The organism is Bacillus zhangzhouensis, from assembly GCF_000715205.1.
Lineage (GTDB): Bacteria > Bacillota > Bacilli > Bacillales > Bacillaceae > Bacillus > Bacillus zhangzhouensis.
In genome coordinates this window covers 1-22,294 of the sequence record NZ_JOTP01000036.1, presented here as the reverse complement: position 1 = coordinate 22,294, position 22,294 = coordinate 1, and the positions used below count along the sequence as shown (strand labels likewise).

At 42.3% G+C, this 22,294-nt stretch carries 18 protein-coding genes and 1 riboswitch; of the genes, 11 read left to right on the top strand and 7 right to left on the bottom strand.

The window, feature by feature from the left end:
- Nucleotides 1-60 precede the first annotated feature (60 nt).
- The gene (locus BA70_RS17545) at nt 61-1,437 is read right to left on the bottom strand and encodes an MATE family efflux transporter (protein ID WP_034324981.1); all 1,377 of its coding nucleotides are present in this window, start codon (nt 1,435-1,437) and stop codon (nt 61-63) included.
- Between the two features lie 113 nt (nt 1,438-1,550).
- Here BA70_RS17545 and BA70_RS17540 point away from each other — a divergent pair, with 113 nt between their 5' ends.
- From BA70_RS17540 to BA70_RS17525, 4 genes are all read left to right on the top strand, one after another.
- A complete protein-coding gene (locus BA70_RS17540; RefSeq protein ID WP_034324979.1) occupies nt 1,551-2,417 on the top strand; it encodes an AraC family transcriptional regulator in 867 nt (288 codons plus the stop codon).
- A gap of 14 nt (nt 2,418-2,431) precedes the next feature.
- Entirely contained in the window at nt 2,432-2,989 is a 558-nt protein-coding gene (locus BA70_RS17535; protein ID WP_078061760.1) for a GNAT family N-acetyltransferase, read from the top strand.
- 68 nt (nt 2,990-3,057) lie between these two features.
- Nucleotides 3,058-3,324: a membrane protein gene (locus BA70_RS17530; protein ID WP_034324977.1), complete on the top strand. Its 267-nt coding sequence runs from the start codon at nt 3,058-3,060 to the stop codon at nt 3,322-3,324.
- Between the two features lie 33 nt (nt 3,325-3,357).
- Complete coding sequence (locus BA70_RS17525) at nt 3,358-3,615, top strand: hypothetical protein (RefSeq protein ID WP_034324975.1); 258 nt, start codon at nt 3,358-3,360, stop codon at nt 3,613-3,615.
- On the opposite strand, the gene BA70_RS17520 is transcribed toward BA70_RS17525, so the two are convergent.
- Entirely contained in the window at nt 3,610-4,146 is a 537-nt protein-coding gene (locus BA70_RS17520; protein WP_034324982.1) for a serine O-acetyltransferase, read from the bottom strand. The genes BA70_RS17525 and BA70_RS17520 overlap by 6 nt on opposite strands.
- A gap of 384 nt (nt 4,147-4,530) precedes the next feature.
- Here BA70_RS17520 and BA70_RS17515 point away from each other — a divergent pair, with 384 nt between their 5' ends.
- Genes BA70_RS17515 through BA70_RS17490 form a run of 6 tightly spaced genes read left to right on the top strand, consistent with a single transcriptional unit; the run spans nt 4,531 to nt 12,841 of the window.
- On the top strand, nt 4,531-5,877 hold the full coding sequence (locus BA70_RS17515) for an aspartate aminotransferase family protein (protein WP_034324973.1): 1,347 nt from the start codon (nt 4,531-4,533) through the stop codon (nt 5,875-5,877).
- The gene (locus BA70_RS17510; RefSeq protein ID WP_034324972.1) at nt 5,864-7,360 is read left to right on the top strand and encodes a pyridoxal phosphate-dependent decarboxylase family protein; all 1,497 of its coding nucleotides are present in this window, start codon (nt 5,864-5,866) and stop codon (nt 7,358-7,360) included. Before BA70_RS17515 ends, BA70_RS17510 begins: the two co-directional genes overlap by 14 nt.
- A complete protein-coding gene (locus tag BA70_RS17505) occupies nt 7,357-9,138 on the top strand; it encodes an IucA/IucC family protein (RefSeq protein WP_034324970.1) in 1,782 nt (593 codons plus the stop codon). The genes BA70_RS17510 and BA70_RS17505 overlap by 4 nt, the downstream gene beginning before the upstream one ends.
- On the top strand, nt 9,135-9,689 hold the full coding sequence (locus BA70_RS17500) for a GNAT family N-acetyltransferase (RefSeq protein WP_034324969.1): 555 nt from the start codon (nt 9,135-9,137) through the stop codon (nt 9,687-9,689). The genes BA70_RS17505 and BA70_RS17500 overlap by 4 nt, the downstream gene beginning before the upstream one ends.
- Nucleotides 9,664-11,013, top strand: a complete 1,350-nt coding sequence (locus tag BA70_RS17495; RefSeq protein ID WP_034324968.1) for a lysine N(6)-hydroxylase/L-ornithine N(5)-oxygenase family protein — start codon at nt 9,664-9,666, stop codon at nt 11,011-11,013. The genes BA70_RS17500 and BA70_RS17495 overlap by 26 nt, the downstream gene beginning before the upstream one ends.
- A gap of 13 nt (nt 11,014-11,026) precedes the next feature.
- The gene (locus BA70_RS17490) at nt 11,027-12,841 is read left to right on the top strand and encodes an IucA/IucC family protein (protein WP_034324966.1); all 1,815 of its coding nucleotides are present in this window, start codon (nt 11,027-11,029) and stop codon (nt 12,839-12,841) included.
- A 44-nt stretch (nt 12,842-12,885) separates the two neighbouring features.
- Here the strand turns inward: BA70_RS17490 and BA70_RS17485 are convergent, their stop codons facing one another.
- From BA70_RS17485 to BA70_RS17465, 5 genes are all read right to left on the bottom strand, one after another.
- Nucleotides 12,886-13,743, bottom strand: coding sequence for a GNAT family N-acetyltransferase (locus tag BA70_RS17485; RefSeq protein ID WP_034324965.1), 858 nt, complete (start codon nt 13,741-13,743; stop codon nt 12,886-12,888).
- Nucleotides 13,744-14,048: 305 nt separating this feature from the next.
- Nucleotides 14,049-14,984, bottom strand: a complete 936-nt coding sequence (locus BA70_RS17480; protein WP_034324964.1) for a hypothetical protein — start codon at nt 14,982-14,984, stop codon at nt 14,049-14,051.
- A gap of 118 nt (nt 14,985-15,102) precedes the next feature.
- Nucleotides 15,103-18,531 (bottom strand): methionine synthase, encoded by a 3,429-nt coding sequence (gene metH, locus BA70_RS17475; protein ID WP_034324962.1) that lies wholly within the window; start codon nt 18,529-18,531, stop codon nt 15,103-15,105.
- Nucleotides 18,515-20,356: a bifunctional homocysteine S-methyltransferase/methylenetetrahydrofolate reductase gene (locus BA70_RS17470; RefSeq protein WP_034324961.1), complete on the bottom strand. Its 1,842-nt coding sequence runs from the start codon at nt 20,354-20,356 to the stop codon at nt 18,515-18,517. The genes metH and BA70_RS17470 overlap by 17 nt, the downstream gene beginning before the upstream one ends.
- Nucleotides 20,357-20,434: 78 nt before the next feature.
- Nucleotides 20,435-20,553, bottom strand: a riboswitch (SAM riboswitch).
- A gap of 81 nt (nt 20,554-20,634) precedes the next feature.
- Nucleotides 20,635-21,126, bottom strand: coding sequence for a YajQ family cyclic di-GMP-binding protein (locus tag BA70_RS17465; RefSeq protein ID WP_034324959.1), 492 nt, complete (start codon nt 21,124-21,126; stop codon nt 20,635-20,637).
- Between the two features lie 237 nt (nt 21,127-21,363).
- Between BA70_RS17465 and BA70_RS17460 the strand changes: the two genes are divergently transcribed.
- Entirely contained in the window at nt 21,364-22,212 is an 849-nt protein-coding gene (locus BA70_RS17460; protein ID WP_034324958.1) for a CvfB family protein, read from the top strand.
- The last annotated feature ends 82 nt before the right edge of the window (nt 22,213-22,294 follow it).

Sequence of the window (22,294 nt, the reverse complement as noted above, 5' to 3'; positions counted from 1 at the left end):
GAAAAAAATAAAGCTGTCGAGATTTTCTCGACAGCCTGAGGACTGCATCCGCAGTCCTTTTTATGTGGAAGTAAATCGATACTCCGTCCATACCCTTGAACGCCACCGCCTATACATGAAGATGCCTCTTACCCATTCATCCACGATAAAAGATATCCAAACTCCAATCAGGCCCAACTCAAGCTGAATGCCTAATATATAAGCAATCGGAAGCCCGATTCCCCACATTGAAATCATCGCCATATACACTGGGAACTTCGCGTCACCAGCAGCCCGCAAGGAGTTAATGATGACCATATTAAAAGAACGTCCGGGTTCTAAAATGATCGTCAATAGGAGGAGTAGGCTGGCAATTTGAATAATCTCGCTGTTGCTTGTGAAAAAAGCAAGCAAATGTGTCGATGATAAAGATAAAACAGTGGAAGAAAGAAGGGAGATGGCAATGGCCCAGTATAGGCTTTTCATGCATCTGCGATAGGCAGCATCGAATTCTTTCGCCCCAATATGACGGCCGATTAAAATTTGTGTCCCTTGGCTAATGGCTGCACCAAACAACATAATGAACATCATCAAGTTTTGAGTATATACTTTTGCTGCTAGTGCCTGCGTTCCCATAAATGTAATAAACAGCGTAATGACCATCTGAGAACCGTTATAAGAGAGCTGCTCTCCAGCAGAAGGAATTCCGATTTTTAGCAGCTTTTTTAAATGCGTCCGCTGGATGTGAAACATGTTCTTCATTGAAAACCGTAACCCAATTCGGCGGCGAACAATCAGGATCATCGCAATTAATCCGATGAACCGAGCTAGTGATGTTGAAAGGGCAACACCCGTCACACCTAGTACTGGGAAGCCAAACGGACCGAAAATGACCAAATAATTACCGGCAACGTTTAATACATTCATTCCGATGGTGACATACATCGTGTCTCTTGTATATCCATAGCTTTTTAAAATAGCACTATAGGTCATAATGAGCGCTTGAATAAAAGAAAGCAGGCCGACAATTTGTAAAAACACCGTCGCATCTGGCATCAGCTCACTTGATAATCCCATCATGTGTAAGATTGGAACAGCTAACACAAACATGAGGAGACTAATGACAAAGCTAATCAGAAAGTTTGTTCCTAGTGAAACATAAGCGACTTGAGTCGCTTCCTGCTCGCGATTGCCTCCTAAAAGCTGAGCAATCACAATCGTCGTCCCTGTTGTAATAAAGCTGAACATGACAATCAATAAATTAAGAAGCTGGTTGCTTACACCTACTGCGGCAACGCTGTTATCGGAGTATTGGCTGAGCATGAGTGTATCCGCACTTCCCATGAGCATATATAAAGAGATTTCGATAAAAATAGGCCAAGTTAACGCAAATAATGAAGGATGGGATCTTTCATTTTTAGCTTGAACCTTTTGAAATGGCAGTGTTTGAGGTTTCATCATATAGCCTCCTTTTGTATAAATCCGATTTATAGTGTACCTTGCATCGACTATAATAAGAAGAGATGAAACCGAAATTTATTGGAGAAATCCGACTTCATAAGGGGATGAATATGAATCCATTTATTACATTTACTGTACCGCCGTTTCCAGATTATATTGCTTCAGGCAAAGGCGTATTTCGTCAAGGAGAAAGACATATTTCTAGAATCTTCACTGTATTTGATCTTCTCTATGTCACAAAGGGTGAACTGTGGATAACTGAGGACGAGGCGGCTCATCACGTAAAAGAAGGAGAATATATCATTCTATCACCAGGCCTGTCTCACGGCGGACATCTGCCATGCGAAGAAGAAACCCATTATGAGTGGCTGCATTTCTCAATTGATCCATTTGAGTTTACGAATCGGCCGAGAGAACACTGGTTTGATATGAAACAAAATCAAGCCACCTTTGAAAAACCCGCAAAATATGAGTTTAGCCTTCCCCGTCAAGGAAAAGTAAAAGGAAGAAGTGTGTTAGAGAAGCACCTTTCAGCGATGAGAGCATTGAATGATGATGCGTCTGAACTTCCGCTAAAAAAACAGCTTCAATTTGAAGAGCTGCTCATTCATTTACAAAAAGAAGCATTTCATATTCCAAATGCAAAGGAGACCGTCGCATCAGAAGTGGTTCACTATCTCGAGCGCCATTTCATGAAAAAAATACAAATGGAGCAGCTAGCAGAGAAGCTTCATTATCATCCTGATTACATCACAAGATGCATGCAGACGGTGTATGGACTGACTCCAACCCAGTACATCAATCGTCTCAAAATCGAAAAAGCCAAAAGCCTGCTTGCCTCAACGAATGAAAAAATAGCGGCCATTGCAGAACGTGTAGGTATTGACGACCCTACTTATTTTTCTAAGCTGTTTCGGCAAAATGAAGGCATGCCGCCTATCCAATACCGCCATCTAGCAAGAAGGACGACAAAGTAAAGGAACGTGAAATGATGAAAGGGAAAAAAGAGCATGTGAGCATACGTCCATTAGACGAAACTGATCTAGAGGTTGTGTGGCATTTAAAGTTTAAAGCATCAGACCAGTCCTATCGAAAGTGGAATGCACCTTATTTTCATGAACATGAGATCCCGCTTGCTGCATTTAAGAAACGATATGTACAGGATGACGCCATTCCGCCAAAGCTATATGGCATTGTCATAGGTGGCGAATTGAAGGGCACCGTTTCTTATTATTGGGAGAATGAACGAACACGCTGGCTTGAATGCGGGATTCTTATTTATGACTCACGTTTTTGGAATGGAGGAGTTGGAACAAAGGCGTTAAGCCTATGGATAGATGAGTTATTTTCACACATTGATATTCCGCGAATCGGTCTCACCACCTGGTCTGGGAATGAACGGATGATGAGGTGTGCGGAGAAATGCGGGTTTACCCTTGAGGGAAGACTGCGAAAGGTCCGTTACTACCAAGGAAAGTATTATGATTCTATGCGTTACGGGATGCTGAGAGAGGAATGGCAAAGCCTCCTGCAACATTCAACTGAATAATTCCTTTTCTTTTTAGTACAAAAGTAGCGTATGATTGAATAAACTAAAAAAGAAGGGTGGCGAATGAGTTGCGCTGGATTACCGGATGGTTTGTGTCGATTATAGTGTCCGTTTACCTATTTGTAGATGCACCTAAACATGGGAAGAATAAATGGCTGTGGGCGATTTTAGGCCTTTTATTCGGGCTCTTTACATTTGGAATATACCTCATCAAAACAGGGAGAAAAGGATTGGGCTGGACGGTTCTGATCGTGTCCATTATCATCTATTCTATTTTCATTCTAGTCTATGTCTTTTACTTCTTATTGCTGATGATCGGATACTCAAACGTATAGAAAGCATGCGTGTACATAAGGGGGAGTTTGATCTTGAGAATCACGGGTTTATTCGTTTCACTTGCTGTTGCCATTTATTTATGGTTTGATGCTCCAAAGCATGACAAAGACAAATGGCTGTGGGCGATTTTAGGCGTGCTATTTAGTACAATCGTTCTTGGTATTTACTTGATCAAGACAGAGAGGAAGGGGCTCGGCTGGACAATTCTCATTTTAACAATCTTGTTTTATCTCATGCTGCTGATCTCTGTTTTGATCGGTGTACTTCTTTTTTATCAGAGTCCTTCATGAAGAAGGGCTTTTTTCTTTTACCTTTTGAGCAGGCACACCTGCAATGACAATCTGCTCTTCATGAAAGGAACGATTCACCACTGCATTTGCTCCGATTGAAATATGATTCGCAATATAGATGTTTCCAAACAGCTTAGCACCAGGACCAATCCATACATGATCCCCTATGGTTGGTACATCATTTTCATGATGGTTTTGACCGATATTCACCCCTTGATGAATATCACAAAATGCCCCGATTTTTGCAAGCTTGTTCACAATTAAAAGACCAGTATGATTGATTCTGAGCCCAGGGCCAAAGACGCCAATCGGAATATCAAAGCCAAGCTGCATGCCTTTCTTTTTATGTGAATAGCGGTAAAACCATTTACATAACGTGGCACCGCGATTTGTATAGTATTCATATTTTCGTAAATACCTTTGATATTTCCATATATCATCACCAAACCACTTTGGTCTTCTGCGCGTGATGGCTAATGCTTTCTTATCCTGTGCCAAGTAGTGGTGAAGATCATGCTTCGTTACAATCATCAAATCTCCCTCGATTCCCTTTCGTTTCAGAGAAATTATACCATTATAACCATTTATTTCAATAAAAATGACGATATCTCTTTGTTTTTCTACATTCATTTCATCCGGCTTTCTATATAAAATAAGCACTCAGTGAGAAGTAGAACAAAAGAACCAGGAAGAATGATTTGTAATTTTTTTCAACCTGTTTCACGATCAAGCGTTTCATCTCTTTACAGCAGTAGATATTTGTAAAAAATACACGAAAATACTCGTAGAAAAGAGAAAATTGCATTCATATGATTTTCGAATCATCTTTTTGAATACAATTGACTTTCATATCGCATATCCTCTAGTCTAGTAAATGAAAATGATAATCTTTATCAATTGGAGGAGTGTTTTATTATGTCCATCAAAACCGTTTCTAAAAATCAGCAGTTTTTAGAGCAGCAAAATCAAAGAGAATCTAATGCAAGATCTTACCCGAGACGGTTCCCATTAGCCATGCAAAAAGCCGAAGGTATGATCGTGACAGATGCGGATGGCAGAGAGTTTTATGACTGTCTAGCAGGCGCAGGAACACTTGCACTTGGGCACAATCATCCCGTTGTTATAGAAGCTATTGAACGTATGCTTCATGAAAAAAGACCATTGCATACGTTGGACATAACCTCAGAAATTAAAGAAGAATTTGTGAATGAGATTTTTTCTCACTTGCCAGAGGAGTTTGCAAAAAGAGCAAAAATTCAATTTTGTGGACCAACTGGTGGTGATGCGATAGAAGCAGCCATTAAACTAGTCAAGACCGCGACGGGAAATCGTTCGATTCTCTCATTCCACGGGGCTTATCATGGTGCGACACATGGCACGATGTCATTAAGCGGCAACTTATCTCCAAAGGAAAGAGTGCAAGGTTTAATGCCAGACGTTCATTTCCTGCCTTATCCATATGAATACCGCTGCCCATTTGGGATTGGTGGTAAAGATTCGCACCGTATTTCCAGCTCTTATATTGAGCGTATATTAAATGATCCTGAAAGTGGTATTCTTCCGCCAGCAGGCATGATCTTTGAAGCCGTGCAAGGCGAGGGCGGCTCCATACCAGCATCCATTGAATGGATAAAAGAAATGAGACGAATCACAAAAGAAAAAGGAATTCCGCTCATCATCGATGAGGTTCAATCAGGCATTGGCCGAACAGGGAAGATGTTTGCCTTTGAACATGCAGGGATAGTGCCAGATGTCATTGTATTATCAAAAGCAATTGGTGGAAGTCTGCCGCTTTCAGTTGTGATTTATGATAAAGACTTGGATCAATGGAATCCAGGAGCACATATTGGCACATTTAGAGGAAATCAAATGGCGATGGCTGCTGGAACCGCTACGCTTAAATTTATAAAAGAATCCAACCTGCTTGATCATGTAGACCAATTAGGTGATCGTATGCAGGCTCATCTAAAAGATATCCAAAAACAAGTACCAGCTCTTGGTGATGTACGTGGAAGAGGTTTAATGATTGGCGTTGAAGTCGTCAATACAAATGAGAAACAGGATGTGGATGGAAGCTATCCAGCCAATCCAGAGCTAGCCAGTCTCATTCAAAAGAATTGCTTCGATAAAGGCTTAATTGTGGAGACAGGAGGCCGTTTCGGAAGTGTGATTCGATTCTTACCACCGTTGGTCATGACAGAAGAACAGCTTGAAAAAGTCATCGCTATTTTTAAAGAGGCAGTTTACGATGCAATCAACTAAGCCTTCTGTTGATTCATTATTTATTAATCAAAGCCGGCTTGGGAGAGAGTCCTTCCAAGCGGCTCTCCATACATCAATCGACAGCTTACTGGCCCAGTGGCAAAAAGACAATGGACCGTACAGCGGAATATTGCCTGGGAAATTAGCGGCTAGTGTCGAATCGTTATTTCAATTTCAACCGTCTAGAGAATCAATTGATTCTGTCTTTCGAGATATAAAAGAGCACCTTTTGCCGCACTTGGTTGATGTGTCACATCCAAAATGCTTGGCACATCTTCATTGCCCGCCCCTCATTCCTGCACTTGCAGCAGAGGTGATGGTCAGTTCCTTTAACCAATCAATGGATTCCTTCGATCAAAGCGGCATTGCTTCTTTGGTCGAGGAGAAAATCCTAAAGTGGCTATGTGTGAAGTTTTCTTATGGAGATCTAGCAGATGGGACATTTACGAGCGGTGGAACCCAATCTAACTATATGGGACTGCTACTTGCGAGAGATGCATTTTGCGAAAGCACATGGCAATGGAATGTTCAGCAGAAAGGTTTACCGAGCGAAGCTCACCGTATGCGGATTCTCTGCTCTAAGAATGCGCATTTCACTGTGAAAAAGTCAGCATCCCAGCTAGGTTTAGGAGAGCAGGCAGTCGTACTAGTAGAGACAGATGAGCATCACCGAATGGATCTCAATGATTTGAAGCAGAAGCTTGTTGAGTTAAAGGAGCATGATCTGCTGCCATTTGCGGTAGTGGCGACTTGCGGGACAACTGATTTTGGCAGTATTGATCCGGTTCGAAACGTGTATGACATCGTCAAGCCATACGGCCTATGGATTCATGCAGATGCTGCATATGGCGGAGCACTTGTGTTAAGCGAAACCTACCGAAGTAAATTAGACGGTATTGAGCTTGCAGATTCGATCACGATCGACTTTCATAAACAATTTTATCAGCCGATCTCCTGCGGGGCATTTTTGCTAAAGGATAAAAGGCATTTTGGTTTGATTGATTATCATGCAGATTATCTCAATCCGAAGGAAGATGAGCTGGAAGGAATTCTACATCTCGTTAATAAATCTGTCCAAACAACGCGCCGATTTGACGCACTGAAATTACTTCTATCACTTCGTATTATTGGAGAAGAAGGGTTTGGCGATATCATAGACCATACGATCCATTTTGCGAAGGATGTGGCTGCGCTTATTGAAAAAAATGCTCACCTTGAAGTGATCAATCCTGAGCCAGAAATCAATGCGGTTGTGTTTCGATTTATAGATGAGAATCGATCGGATGACATCAATAAGGTCATTCATCGCACATTATTCCAAACAGGAACTGCTGTCGTTGCAAAAACAGTAGTGGATGGTCAAACTTGCTTAAAATTCACTTTGTTAAATCCGAGAACGACAATCACACATATCGAGGAAATCCTTTCTGACATCGTTGATATCGGGATCGCTCATATTCAATCCGGGAGGGTACTACGTTGAGTCCATATAAACAAATGGCTGAAAATGCAACCATGCAAAGCTTTTTAAACTGTTTTTTACGTGAAACAGGAATCGATCGATCTGCAAAAAAAGAGACAAAAGCAGATGGCTCACATGTATTCGTGGCAAAACTAGCGAAGCAAGATCTTGAGCTTGTGATTCCGATCAAATATTTTTCACCTGTAGGTCGTCATCTATTTGATTTTCCGATTCGCTTTCGCCCGCAAGGCAGTGAACAAGAGGGGACGATCGTCGATTACACGACACTCGTTGCTTTATGTTCAAAGGAGCTTCTCATTGAATATGGTCGCACAGATGCAGAGGATGAGTTCATGCTTCGCATCATTTTAAGCTGTCGGAATATTGAACGATTCTTAAAGGAGAGAGAAAGTGATCGAACGGCTCTTTCTCAAGCTGATTTTGAGTATATCGAGGCGGAGCAGTCACTTCTCCTTGGACATTTAACGCATCCTACACCAAAGAGCAGACAGGGAATGACAGAAGAGGAGGAAGCGATTTATTCTCCTGAGCTGAAAGGGTCTTTCCAGCTTCATTACTTTAAAGCGCACCATTCTATTGTGCTTCAGGATTCTTCTATTTCACAGTCTGCCGCAAACCTCATGCTAGAGGAGCTCTCGCGCCAGATGCCAGAAGAAAAAGAGAGTCTGCATACATTAACAGAAGACGGAGAATATGTCCTTATTCCGATCCACCCGCTACAAGTCAAAGTGGTCATGGAGAAAGCGTTCGTGAAGCGTTATGTGGAGGAAGGAAAACTGACTTATTTAGGGCCGATAGGGTCTGAATATACAGCGACTTCTTCCTTTAGAACCGTTTACCAAAAGGATTCTGCTTACATGCTTAAATTCTCTGTCCCTGTGAAAATTACGAACTCCTTACGTGTGAACAAACAAAAGGAACTTGACCGCGGAGTTGAGATGTCTCGCATTTTAAAAACTGAATTGGGCGTTTCTTTATATGACCAATTCTCTGGATTCCGGGTGATTGAAGATCCAGCGTATCTATCCATTCAAGGAGATGAGGCGGAATCTGGCTTTGAAGTGGTCATTCGTCAAAATCCATTTTTACATCGTGAAAAAGGGGCAAGCTTAATTGCTGGGTTATGTCAGGACCATGCGTATGGAGGAAAATCGCGATTAGCAGGGATCATTCATGACCTTGCAGACGCAGAAGGCCGATCAACTGAGGCTGTCAGCAAAGATTGGTTTAGACAATATTTAACCATTTCGTTAGAGCCGATGCTCTGGCTGTTTGAAACGTATGGTCTTGCACTGGAAGCCCATCAGCAAAATGCCGTGGTGCAGCTGAAGAATGGTTATCCAGACACATTCTATTATCGTGACAACCAAGGCTACTATTATAGTGAATCGAAAAAGGATAAACTCGCAAATCTTGTCCAAAACTTGAGCGTCAGAAGTGAAACCATTTGTGCTGATGATGTAGCCGTTGAGAGACTGCGTTATTATTTCTTCTTTAATCATTTATTTGGTCTTATTAATGGCTTTGGCACAGAGAGGCTGGCAAAGGAAGAGGATTTGCTGGCACTCGTTAGAGACACATTGCTCGCTCATGAAGGGAAATATGGTGCATCAGACCTGACAAACAGCCTTCTCCGCTCAAAGGAACTGCCTTCAAAAGCGAATTTGCTGACAAGGTTTGAAGATATGGATGAGCTGACGGGGTCTCTGGAAACACAGTCTCGTTACACGTCTGTATTGAATCCGCTCTTTTTACATAAGGAGGCACTGATTGGATGAGGCATCGTATTAAGTTCATTCGTGCTGAATATGAAAGGGACGTCCGGCTTGTCCACAAGTGGATGCAAGAAGAGTACGTTCACCCGTTTTGGCATTTGAATATTCCGTTTCCTGCTTTTGAAAAACATTTTTATCAGGCGATTCATGATCCGCATCAGACCCTTTATTTAGGAACAATTGACGGGACGCCGATGAGTTATTTTGAGGCATACAACGTCAAAGGTGATGTGATTGAATCCTACTATCAGCCTTCTCCGCATGATCAAGGAATTCATCTGTTAATAGGGGAGCCAGATTATGTGGGAAAAGGATTTGCTGCGCCGCTGCTTCAGGCGATGATAGCATTTCAATTGGAGCAGAACAAAAGAACAGAAAAAATTGTTGCTGAACCGGATATTCGCAATGAAAAAATGATTCATGTGTTTGAAAAATGCGGCTTCGAACGTGTAAAACCAGTTGCTTTACCAGATAAAACAGGGCTTTTGATGTTTTGTGATCGAGATCGATTTGAAAGGAAGTATAACCATGACATGGTTCAACAAGCAAAATAATGTAGTGGATGTAATTGGGATTGGCATTGGTCCATTTAACCTAGGGCTTGCCGCACTATCTGAAGAAGTAAATGAAATTGACGCTTTGTTTTTTGAAAGAAGTGAAGCCTTTCACTGGCACCCAGGCATGCTCATTGAAGGGACGACACTTCAAGTCCCATTTTTAGCGGACCTTGTCAGCATGGCAGATGTGAAAAGTAAATATAGCTTTCTCAACTATTTGCAGGAGCAAAACCGTTTGTATTCATTTTACTTTCTCGAGGACTTCCATATCCCGCGCAAGGAATATAGCCATTATTGCCGCTGGGTCGCTGACCAATTAGACTCTTGCCGATTTGGTATGAATGTCGAATCTGTCTCATTGATCGAGAAGGCAGGAGAAAAGCGATATGAAGTGCATGTCCGTGATGTGAAAGATCAAACCATAGAGGTGTTTGAAAGTAAGCATCTCGTCTTAGGAATTGGCACACAGCCGGCGATACCAGTCTCGCTCCAGCCAGCTTTAGGAGATAGGGTGTTTCATTCTGCTGACTATTTAAAACGCAAGAAAGAAGGCTGTTTCAAAGGAAAGTCTGTGACGGTCATCGGTTCTGGTCAAAGTGCGGCAGAAGTGTTTTATGACATTTTATCAGATGATGAGGCGAAGGATATTCACTGGTTCACTCGGTCTAAAGGGTTTTTCCCAATGGAATACTCAAACCTTGGTCTTGAGTATTTCTCTCCAGACTACATTGATTTCTTTTATGAACTTCCGCAAACAAAAAAAGATGCCTTATTAAAACAGCAAGACTTGCTGTATAAAGGCATCAGTTCTGCGATGATACGCGATATTTATCACTTGCTTTATGAACGTTCTGCTTGCGGAGAACAGTTGAACACGGTGCTACAAGCGATGACCGAGGTCAACTTGATTGAGGAAACATCGGGTGGCTTGTCGCTTTCCTGTTCTCAATGGGTAAAAGAGGAATCCTTTACACATGAGACAGATATCGTCGTCTTAGCGACGGGCTATCAATCGGTATTGCCGCCGTTTATCGATCCGATTGCCCATCACATTGAGTGGGATGATCAAGGACGATTCCAAGTCGAACGTGAATATCGCCTGAAAACAAACACAATGGGTGAAAATGATATTTTTGTGCAAAATGCAGAGCTTCATACACACGGGGTCGGCGCACCAGATTTAGGGCTTGGGGCTTACCGAAACAGTGTGATTATCAATGAACTTGCCCGTCAAACCGTGTATCCACTATATCAAAAGCACGTCTTCCAGACATTTGGTACACATAAGAACGCAAACACATTTGAAGAAATCAAAGGTTAAGGAGGATGAAGCGATGAATGTACAAGATGAATTGAAAAAAGCGGTGAATCCATCTGCTTGGAAAAAGGCGAACCAGCGAATGGTGGCAAAAATGCTGTCTGAATACATGTATGAGGACATGCTTCATCCCGTTCAGCTAGATCGTAAGGATGGCATCGCTCAATATGAATTAATCATTCATGAACATAAGAAATATCGCTATCTTGCAAAACCGCGTTTGTTTGATAGCTATGATACGATCGCTGAATCGATCGAGTGCTGTCAAAACGGAAAATGGACAAAGGATGTTAGTGCCATTGTGTTTTTACTAGACATCCAGCCGATCATTCCAATGTCTTCTGACACAACAGGCCATCTCATCAAAGAGCTTCATCATACCCTGCTCGCAGATGTTCATTTGCTGTCGAAGAAGGCACTTCGTGCGGATGAACTGACAGATACAGATTACGCTTGGATTGAAGGAGAAATGACAGGGCATCCTTGGATTGTGTATAACAAAGGGCGCATTGGATTCAGTTACGATGATTACTTAGCCTATGCACCTGAAAGGCAAGAAAGTGTGCAGCTGTCTTGGATTGCTGTTCACAAAGAACTTGCGTCATTCCATGCGGTTGAACATGAAAACTATGAACAAGTGATCGCAAAAGAATTAGATGAAGTGACCATTCGTCAATTTCACCGCGTTTTAAAGGATGAAGGGCTGAATGTAGCTGATTATTATTTGATGCCTGTTCATAAGTGGCAGTGGACTCATATGATTATTCAGCATTTCCCTGAAGATTTGGCCTTACGCCGCATTGTGTATGTAGGAGAGGGTCTTGATCAATATATTCCGCAGCAGTCGATCAGAACCTTTACAAACATCTCAAATAAAGGGAAGCATCATATTAAACTGCCAATGAGTATTTTAAACACACTTGTGTACCGAGGACTCCCGTCAGAACGTACAGTCATCGCCCCTCGTATTACAGCACATATTAAAGGGATTGCCGATCAAGACTCATTTTTATCTGACGTATGCCGCGTGATTTTACCAGGCGAGAATGCAAGTATCAATGTTGATCATCCATACTACAGCAAACTGCCTGGTGCGCCGTATCAATATCTTGAAATGCTCGGTGTGATTTTCAGAGAAAGTATTTATACGTACTTAGATGAAGGGGAGAGCCCGGTTACACTGGCGGCACTCACTTATGAGGATCATGAAGGAGAGCCGTATATTAAACAGCTCATTGAAAAATCGGGTCTCTCAGCAAAAGAATGGATGGCGAAATTCTTCCATGTCGTGATGCCACCGCTGCTTCACTTTATGTATCAATACGGTACAGTCTTTTCACCGCACGGGCAAAATACGATTCTTGTGTTAAAAGATCATCAGCCGCATCGTTTGGCGATCAAAGATTTTGTTGATGATGTGAACATTAGTGATCAGCCGCTGCCGGAATTAGCTTCACTAGAAGAAGATTTAAAAGAAGTGCTACGCAGTGAGCCGCCGGAAGGTCTCGTGCAATTTATCTTTACAGGACTGTTTATTTGTAACCTGCGTTACGTATCAAACGTATTAGACAATCATCAGTTGTTAGATGAAACGACTCTTTGGCGCTTGCTTGCAGAAGAAATTCAGCATTATCAAGAGCAATTTCCGCAGTTAAAGGACCGTTTTGAATTATTTGATCTATTCCAGCCTCAGCTGACAAAGCTTTGCTTAAACCGTAATCGAATGATTGATTATGGCTATGGAGATGGAGACGACCGGCCACATGCATCAGAGCATGGGAAGGTCACGAATGCACTCGCTCATATTCTTTCATCCGTTGCCGAGAAGTAAAAAGAAAAGCTGTAGACATCCTCTGTCTACAGCTTTTTGTTTTTTTAAGAAAATGCTTGAGAGGCAAGGAAATAGAGAAGCGCTGGATCGTTCTGCTTTTCTTTTCCGCGAATCATCATAAAATGCGCTTTGTTTGTTTTCGTAAATCCTGCTTCTACAAGTGATGTATGCAGACGCTCAGCTGTTTCCTCCTGCATATCTAAACGAATGGCACCAGAATAAGACGAGATGAGCGATTGGATCAATGAGAGGGCCGTTTGTTCATTGTTTGCTGCAAGCGGACCAATCATCAGATTGGCTGGGGTTTCGACGCCAAATGCAAAGCCGGTTGTTTCATGATGTTCATTCTTTGCGATGAAACGGAAGGCTGCCCGGCTCATTCGGTTTATTAAAAAGCTTGAACGATTGGTGCCTGCGCCTTTTTCGTCAAGTGCTTCAATAGATGAAAGGTGCGTTTCATCAGCAGGAGAAAGGCGAATCTCACCTGAAACGCGAAGTGCCGAAGGGTTTGTTTTCTGTGCTTTGTATGTATGAATGTAACCGGCCGTGTGAAAACCGATCTTTTCATAAACCGGCTGCCCCTGTGTAGTAGCAGTTAAAACGACAGGAACGCGCTGATCACTTTGACGAAGCAAGGTGTCAATCATTTTACGTGCAAGGCCCAAGCCGCGATGTGTCTCAGATACAATGACAGCACCAATTGATGCAACTCTGTCATATTGGAAAAGTCCTGCACATGAGATCACTTGTCCGTCAGTTGTTGTAAAACCTGTAAAATATCCGTTTGTTAAAAGAGATGTGAGTTCTTCCGCATTGTAATCAGGCCAGTCTACCTCTTTTGACAATGCGATGAGATCTGGTATGTCATTAAGTGTTAATGATCGTTGAATAACGTTTGGCAATACACGCAACTCCTTCTTAGCTGAATTGATCTATCTGTATCGTACCATAAGAAGTCATAAGAAAAAGGAAAAGGGGAATCCTTTTCCTTCCAGCATGTAGACAAACCCTCGCATTCGTTGTCAGTCCTGCGTGCCGGTGCTCACGAATATTTCATTCGCTCCGGTACTCGTCCTTTCTAGAATGCAAAGGTTTTCTATGACGCTGAAAAGAAGACAAAGGGCTAAAATAAAGATCATTTTAGCCCTTTGTCAACAATCTGAAAGGAAAAGAAAGGAAAAGGGAAATCCTTTTCCTTCTTGTCAAATTAATAATTCAGGTCACGGTTGTATTCATATTCAAAGGTGAGCTGCAAGTTTTTAATCGACACAACGCCCACTTTGATTAATCGTCCACCGATAAACTGAGGGACCTCTGTCGCATTGAAAGAAACATAAAAACGATCTTTTGCCGGAACCTGACTTGTTTTATAGGAAGAGATGTCGACCTTTTGTCCGTTCCAAGGTACGTTCACTGACCCGCCTTTTAAGGAAGAAACGGTGAATACATAATTGTGTGCGTTTGTACTGCCTTTATCAGCTTCTAATGAAACACCAGTCACGACGGCATCCTGCGGTAAGCTGCTTAAATCAAAAGAAGAATTTGGAGAACCAGCTTCATTGAAGCTGTTGAGTGTGGCAGGTGACCCATATCGTTTGGTTGTGACTTTTTCAATGCTTTTATCAAACACAATACGATACATTTTATCTTCTTCATTTAATAATCGTTTTGGCTTAACGGCTATGTAGTAATCAGTGCTCGCGTCAATTTTCGGCATATGAATGATCTCGTTTTGGTTGTTTGTCCGCACAGAGGAAGATACAAGCGACCCGTTCTTATTGTAAAGGTAAAGGTCGAAATCATTTCCAGGTTTCACATTCACGAGTTTAATAGAAAAGCGGCCATCTGCTCCATCAAACTTGGAGCTGGTGAAACGGTAAAAATCGATGTCATCCAAAGAAGAAATACTGCCCTCATGATATAAATACGTTTTGCTCAGATGAAGGGAATGCTGTAAGAATTGAGCTTTTTCCATCGTATCATTGTTTGCATAATCACTTTCAGGATACAGGTGCTCTAATTCTTCCGTATAATATTTTGTTTGTTTCGTAGAGGCTTCACTTGCTTGTGCAGGTGATTGAAAGAGAGGTGTAGCGATGAAGAGGCCGGTAAGCAGTAAAATACCCATTTTCTTTTTGAACATGACAAACATCTCCTTTTAAGTAAATGACTTTCATTTGTAATATCGGTAAATAAGAGTGAAAATTGATATTTACTCCATTTTTTATCAAAAAAGAACCTCCAATCACGGAGGTCCTGCATTAATGAACATTAAAATATCGAGCTTCAGGATGAGAAACGACGATCGCTGAAACAGATGCTTCAGGTTCCATCATGAAGCCTTCTGTCAGGTGGATGCCGATTTTTTCAGGCTGAAGCAGGTGGAACAGCTTTTCTTGGTCTTCAAGATTTGGACACGCTGGATAGCCGAAGGAATAGCGCTGTCCTTGATATTTGGCCTGAAACCGCTTTTCCATTGTGAAATCGACTGGATCAGGAAAGCCCCATTTGTCACGAATCACTTGATGAGTTTTTTCAGCTAACCCTTCTGCAAGTTCAAGCGCCAGAGCCTGGACAGCATGCATTTTTAAATAATCACCTTCTTGCTTAAATTGCTGCGCAACCTCACGTATACGTGCACCAGCTGTGACGGCAAATAAGGCAATATAATCTTTCTCCTTTTCTTCGCTTTTCCGCACATAATCAGAAATGGAGCGGTACGGAAGCTTTTCCTGTCTTGGAAATTGGAACGTTTCAATGATGCGATCAGGCGCTTCCGGATCATAAATATGCAGATCATTCCCATTTGAACTGGCAGGGAAGAATTGATATACAAATGCCGGTGCAAACCAGTTTTTCTCTCTGCCTTCCTGAAGAAGATCTGTGACAAGCTGTTTTAACTCCAATGCTTTTGGATGCTGTTCAGCTAATAATGTTTTGACCTTTCCTTTTAAGCCGAGGTGATGACCAATAAGCATTTGTTCATTTACATAAGGCATAATATGATGCAAATCAATGTTACGCACATAATGGCGTTTTGTATTTTCTGGTGTGAAAATGGGTGCCTGCGGGAGTGTCGCGCGTTTTTCTAGTAATTCAATGACGGCTTTCGGCTGTTTCACTTCTTTCTCCTTGATGACAGCCTCTTGTTCCGCTGAGGGCTTTGTTTGAAATTGAAGAGGATCCGCTTTTAACTCATTGGCTAATGACAGGCCGTCCATTGCATCTTTGGCATAAAGAACGGGTCCATCATAATGAGGCGAAATTTTCATCTTCGTAAATTTCCGTGAAAGAGCAGCACCGCCCACCAAAATGGGAACGGAGATGTTTGCTTTTTGTAGATCTTGAGCGGTTAGTACCATTTGCTGTGCTGACTTAACAAGCAATCCGGATAATCCGATCATGTCTGGTTTTTCCTTTTGCACGGCTTCAATCAATGTTTGAGGTGTGACCTTGATTCCGAGATCGATCACTTGAAATCCATTATTGCTCAAAATGATATCGACAAGGTTTTTCCCGATATCATGGACATCTCCTTTCACGGTGGCAAGAAGAATTTTTCCTTTCCCACTTGCATGCTGCTTTTCCATATATTGCTCAAGGTATGAAACAGATGCTTTCATGACCTCTGCTGATTGAAGCACTTCAGCTACAATCAGTTCGTTTTGATTAAAAAGACGTCCAACCTCAGCCATTCCCTGCATCAAGGGTCCATTGATGATATGAAGAGGCGATTCGAATTTGTCCAAAGCAAGGGCCAGATCATCAATCAGTCCTTCTTTCGTACCTTCGACGACATAGAGCGCCAGCCTTTCATCAAGCGATAAGGAGACCTTTGGTTTTTTCTCCGTTTTCTTTTTCCCGCGGTAAAATTGGGTGAATTCGGCAAGGGTTTGATCATTTGTTTCATATAGTAATGTTTCAGCTAGCTTGATTTCTTCCTTTGGAATTGAAGCGAAGCGCTCAAGCTTTTCAGTATTCACGATCGCATAATCAAGTCCTGCTTGAACGCAGTGATACAAATAGACGGCATTCAAGATTTCTCTGCCAACAGGCGGGAGTCCGAAAGACACGTTACTAATGCCTAAAATCGTGAGACACTGAGGCAGTGTTTCCTTGATCATTTTGATGCCTTTGATCGTTTCTTCAGCAGCACCAATATACTGCGCGTCTCCAGTGCCTACTGGAAAGACAAGAGGATCAAAAATAATGTCACTTGCAGGAATTCCATATTTCTTCGTTAGCAATTCATGGGAACGTACGGCAATCTCGAGCTTTCGTTCTGCTGTCACTGCCATCCCTGTTTCATCGATTGTTCCAACAACAAGTGCGCCACCATATAGTTTCACAAGCGGAAGAATCTCTTCAAACCGCTCTTCGCCATCCTCTAAATTAATGGAATTGATGATGGCTTTCCCTTGAGAATAAGTGAGTGCTTTTTCAATCACGTGTTTATCTGTTGAATCAATGACAAAAGGGGCTTTGACCTTTTTCATGGCTTCTTGTAAAAAGCCTTCCATGTCTGCTGCTTCATCACGGTCTGGATCTGCTAGACACACATCAATGACGTGAGCGCCATTTTTCACCTGAGCACGAGCAACTTCTGCCGCCTCTTCAAACTTTTGTTCAGCAATCAGTCGTTTGAATTTGCGGGAACCAATGACATTTGTCCGCTCACCTACAAAAAGCGGACGCATGGCTTCTTCATATATAAGGGGGTCAATTCCTGATACGGTATGCTGTGACGATTCATGCGCCATGCTGCGCGGCTGAAGCGAGCGCACTTCATCAGACAATGCCTGAATATGTGCAGGTGTTGTTCCGCAGCAGCCCCCGACGATATTTAACCAGCCTTCCTGTGCGAAGGCGGCGATTTTTTTAGCAAGAGAAGCAGGGGATTCGTGATATTGTCCTTCTTCATCTGGGAGACCTGCGTTTGGATAGCAGCTAACAGCTGACTTTGCGATGGAGGAGAGTGTGCGGATATGGTCTGTCATAAATTCTGGACCAGTTGCACAGTTTAGGCCAACGCTGATTGGTTTCATATGCTCAAGAGAGATATAAAAGGCTTCAATATCTTGACCAGCAAGGGTAGTGCCCATTGGTTCAATCGTACCTGATACCATTAGTGGTAATTGAATGCCGGTCGCGTTAAAGGCTTCCTGAATGCCCTTGAATCCAGCTTTTACATTCAGCATGTCTTGGCTTGTTTCTAAAAGAAGGGCATCACATTTGCCATCAATGAGTGCGCGGGCCTGCTCCTCATAGTTTGCGACGAGCTCTTCAAAGGTTGTGCCGCCTGTCACAGATAATGTTTTAGTTGTAGGTCCCATTGCGCCTACAACAAAACGAGGCCACTCAGGTGTGGAGAAACGGTCTGCTTCATCCTTTGCCAGCTGAGCAGCTCGTACGTTGAGCTCATAGGCGAGATGGCCAAGCCCGTATTCATCGAGAACAAGTTTCGTAGCGCCGAATGTATTCGTTTCAATGAAATCCACACTTGCCTCAAGGTATTCCCTGTGGATCGTGGAGATGATGTGAGGGGCTGTCAGGTTCAAATACTCGTTACAGCCCTCATACTCTTCTCCGCCAAAGTCCTCTGCTGTGAGATTGGCGTTTTGAATCATTGTGCCCATTGCACCATCAAGGACGAGGATGCGTTTCTTGAGTTGTTCAGTGATAGTTGACATTTACGTTTGGCTCCTTTTCTTTCTGATGGATGTAGGTTGTCAGTTCTGCTGTTAAATCTGATCGAAGGAAAGGGGTAATTAAATAAATGCCATTAAACAATTCGCAGGCCGTATCTAATAAAGACCGGGCAATCGCTAAGCCTTCTGTTCGCTGCTTTTCCTTATCCTCGCCTGCCTTGGCCATAATCTCACGAATCGAATCAGACAATTTGATGCCCGGAATTTCATGATGAATAAACTCTGCATTTCGACTGCTTGTTAACGGCATAATGCCGATGTAAATCGGTTTATCCAAATGACGGCTTTCCTCATGAATTTTCACTAGCTGTTCCTCTGAGTAAACAGGCTGTGAGATGAAATAATCAGCCCCGTATTCGATTTTTTTCTCAAGCCGTTTTACTGCTTTATCAATATGACGTACATTTGGATTAAACGCGCCAGCCACTGAAAAATTGGTCTTTTTGCCAAGCGGCTTCCCAGAGAAAGAAAGTCCTTCGTTAAACTGTTTGATCAGACGGATCAAATCAAAGGAGGTTAAATCATAAACAGATGTTGCACCTGGGAAATCACCAATTTTAGACGGATCGCCAGTGATGGCTAAAATATCGGTTAATCCGAGAGTGTCGAGTCCCATCAAATGGGATTGTAGCCCAATCAAATTACGATCACGACACGTGATATGGACAAGTGAACGCATATCAAGCTGCTGTTTCAATAATGCGCCGCAAGCCACATTACTAATGCGCGGGGTCGCAAGGGAATTATCGGCTAACGTCAAGGCATCGATGCCTGCACTCTTTAATTCATTTGCTGCGACAAGGAATTTTTCAAAGTTCAGCTTCTTTGGCGGGTCCAGCTCTACGATAATCGATCGTTTTTTAACAGCCAGCTCGTCAAGTCCAGGTTCAGTGCGCTGGTCTTGGATCGAAATGATTTCTTCTTTTAATACTTTCACTTCTTTTTCAGTGATCGGTGCTAAATCTATAACAGCTTCAGCCATTGCGCTAATATGCTGAGGCGTCGTTCCGCAGCAGCCGCCGATAATGCGTGCGCCTTGATTTCTAAACTCTAGCGCACTTTTTCGGAAATAATCATTATCTGTATCATAGACGAGTCTGCCTTCTTCAAGAGACGGGAGACTGCTGTTAGGATAGACAGATAAATAAGAATTTTCCAAAATCGGAACACCTTCAAGTGCCTGAATCATATGATAAGGGCCTAGCCTGCAGTTGATCCCAACGACATCAGCACCGAGAGAGGATAATTCTGATAAACCGTCCTTCAGCGGTGTACCGTCCTGCAAAACACCTTGCTCGTGCATGGATACGTTCATGACAATCGGGAGAGTCGTTTCTTTGCGTGCAATTTCTAGAACGGACTTCGCCTCTTCCATATCATAATACGTTTCAAGCAATAATCCGTCAGGCTGTTCATTTAATAGGATGTACAGCTGTTCTCTAAAGCTTCGTTTGATCTCGTCTATCGAGTAGGCATTTTTGTTAAACGTTCGAATGCCGCCAATCGTTCCGAGTACATAAGCTGAGCCAGCGGCAGCTTTTGCAATTTGTACTGCTTTTGTATTGATGCGTTTTGTTTCTTCTTCTAAGCCGTAGCGGGATAGTTTAATATAATTCGCACCGTACGTGTTCGTTTGAATGATGTCAGCTCCAGCCTGCACATACGCCTCATGCACTCTTTTCACTTCATCTTCTTTTGATAAATTTAGTTCTTCAAAGCACCGGTCAATGCCGTAAGAGTATAAAAGTGTTCCCATTGCTCCGTCAGCAATCAATACGCGATTTTGTAAGTCTTGTAATAGGCCCATTGTATTCCTCCTTATTTCTATGTAACAAAAAAAGCCTTCTGATAAGAAGAAGACTTTTTGGCTGTATCGTAATTCTTCTCCTTATCTTCCAAGCAGTTGCTTGCTGGATTTAGCACCTTGGTCATAGAAAATACATTTCTACTACACCGGTTGCTGAGGCTTCACAGGGCCAGTCCCTCTGCCTCTCTTGATAAGAAAGCGATATGAACATGTCAATGAATTGAACTTCCATCAACTGTAACGAAAAAATCAGAAATAATCAATGGAAAATTTAAAATTTATCGAAAATTTATAAATTGGACGTCAATCGGCAAATCTGCTTTGCGCATGAGTGAAATGACCTCTTGTAAATCATCTTTATTTTTCCCTGTTACACGCACTTGGTCATCCTGAAACTGCGACTTCACTTTGATGCCAGATTGCTTAATGAGTGCGTTGATCTTTTTGGCATTGTCTTTATCGATACCACTAATCAGCTTGGCACGCTGGCGTACTGTTCCGCCTAGAGCATGTTCAGTTTTTCCGTAGTCGATGTTTTTAGTCGGCACATTTCGTTTAATCAGCTTAGTCACAAGCACATCTTTTAGCTGTTCAAGCTTGAAGTCATCATCTGAGATGAGAACGAGTTCTTCTTTTTCGAGTGAAATATCACTTTTACTTCCTTTAAAATCATAACGGTTTTTAATTTCTTTTAGCGCTGCTTGAATGGCGTTTTGCACCTCTGGCAGTTCCACCTTCGATACAATATCAAATGAACTTTCTTTTGCCATAACACATGACCTCCAAGTATAGATATTGCGTCTATTTTATCATGCAAACAGGGGAAGAAGAAACTTTATCATATAGACAAATCAAAGAGTTCAGCCGCTTGCAGTATAAATCAAGTGCAGTTTGTCCACTTTAGCTAACAGAACTAGAGATGTTCATGTTGAAAGAAGTATAGTAGAATAAAGTGAATCAAAAGATGAACGAACGCTCTTTTATGGGCAGATAGGAAGGAAGAGAACATGAGACCAGGTGAGCAATTGACCTTGCAAATAGAGAACGAGATGGAATACGGCTACTTTTTGACAGATGGTGAAGATTCTGTCCTCTTGCACCGCAGTGAGATGACAGAGGATATTGATGACCGAGATGAAGTAGAGGTCTACTTATATGTAGATCATGAAGAAAGACTAGCCGCTACGATGAAAATGCCTACAATCAATGCACATACATACGGCTGGGTAGAAGTCGTAGACATTGTAGAAGACATGGGCGCATTTGTCGATGTCGGGCTATCAAAGGATGCACTTGTTGCAACAGAACACCTCCCGCCTTTTGAGGAAGCATGGCCGAAAAAAGGAGACAAACTCTACTGTATGCTGAAAGTCACAAGCTACGGTAGAATGTTCGCAAAGCCAGCCACTGAAGACGTGATCAGTGAATTGTTTACTGAGGCGCCAGAAACCTTAATGAACAAAGAAATCACTGGGACAATTTATCGCTTAATTGCGACAGGCTCCTTTATGCTGACAGATACAGGAGTGAGAGGATTTATCCACCGCACAGAACGAAAGGAAGAACCAAGATTAGGTTCGACCGTTACAGGCCGCGTTATTGCGGTGAAAGAGGATGGAACCGTGAACGTTTCTTTGCTTCCTAGAAAGCAGGACGCGTTATCTGTTGATGCAGAAGAAATTCTAACTTATATGAGAACCCGAAATGGTGCCATGCCTTACTGGGACAAAAGTGATCCAGAAGATATTCGTGAACGATTTCAAATGAGCAAGGCGGCCTTTAAACGAGCACTAGGTCATCTGATGAAAAATGACCTAGTCTTCCAAAAAGAAGGCTGGACATATGAAAAAAAGTGAGCATTTGCTCACTTTTCAGATTGTAGTGAAACTCATGTTTTTCTAAAATCTTTTTTATTTTAATCGTTACTATCATGGTTGA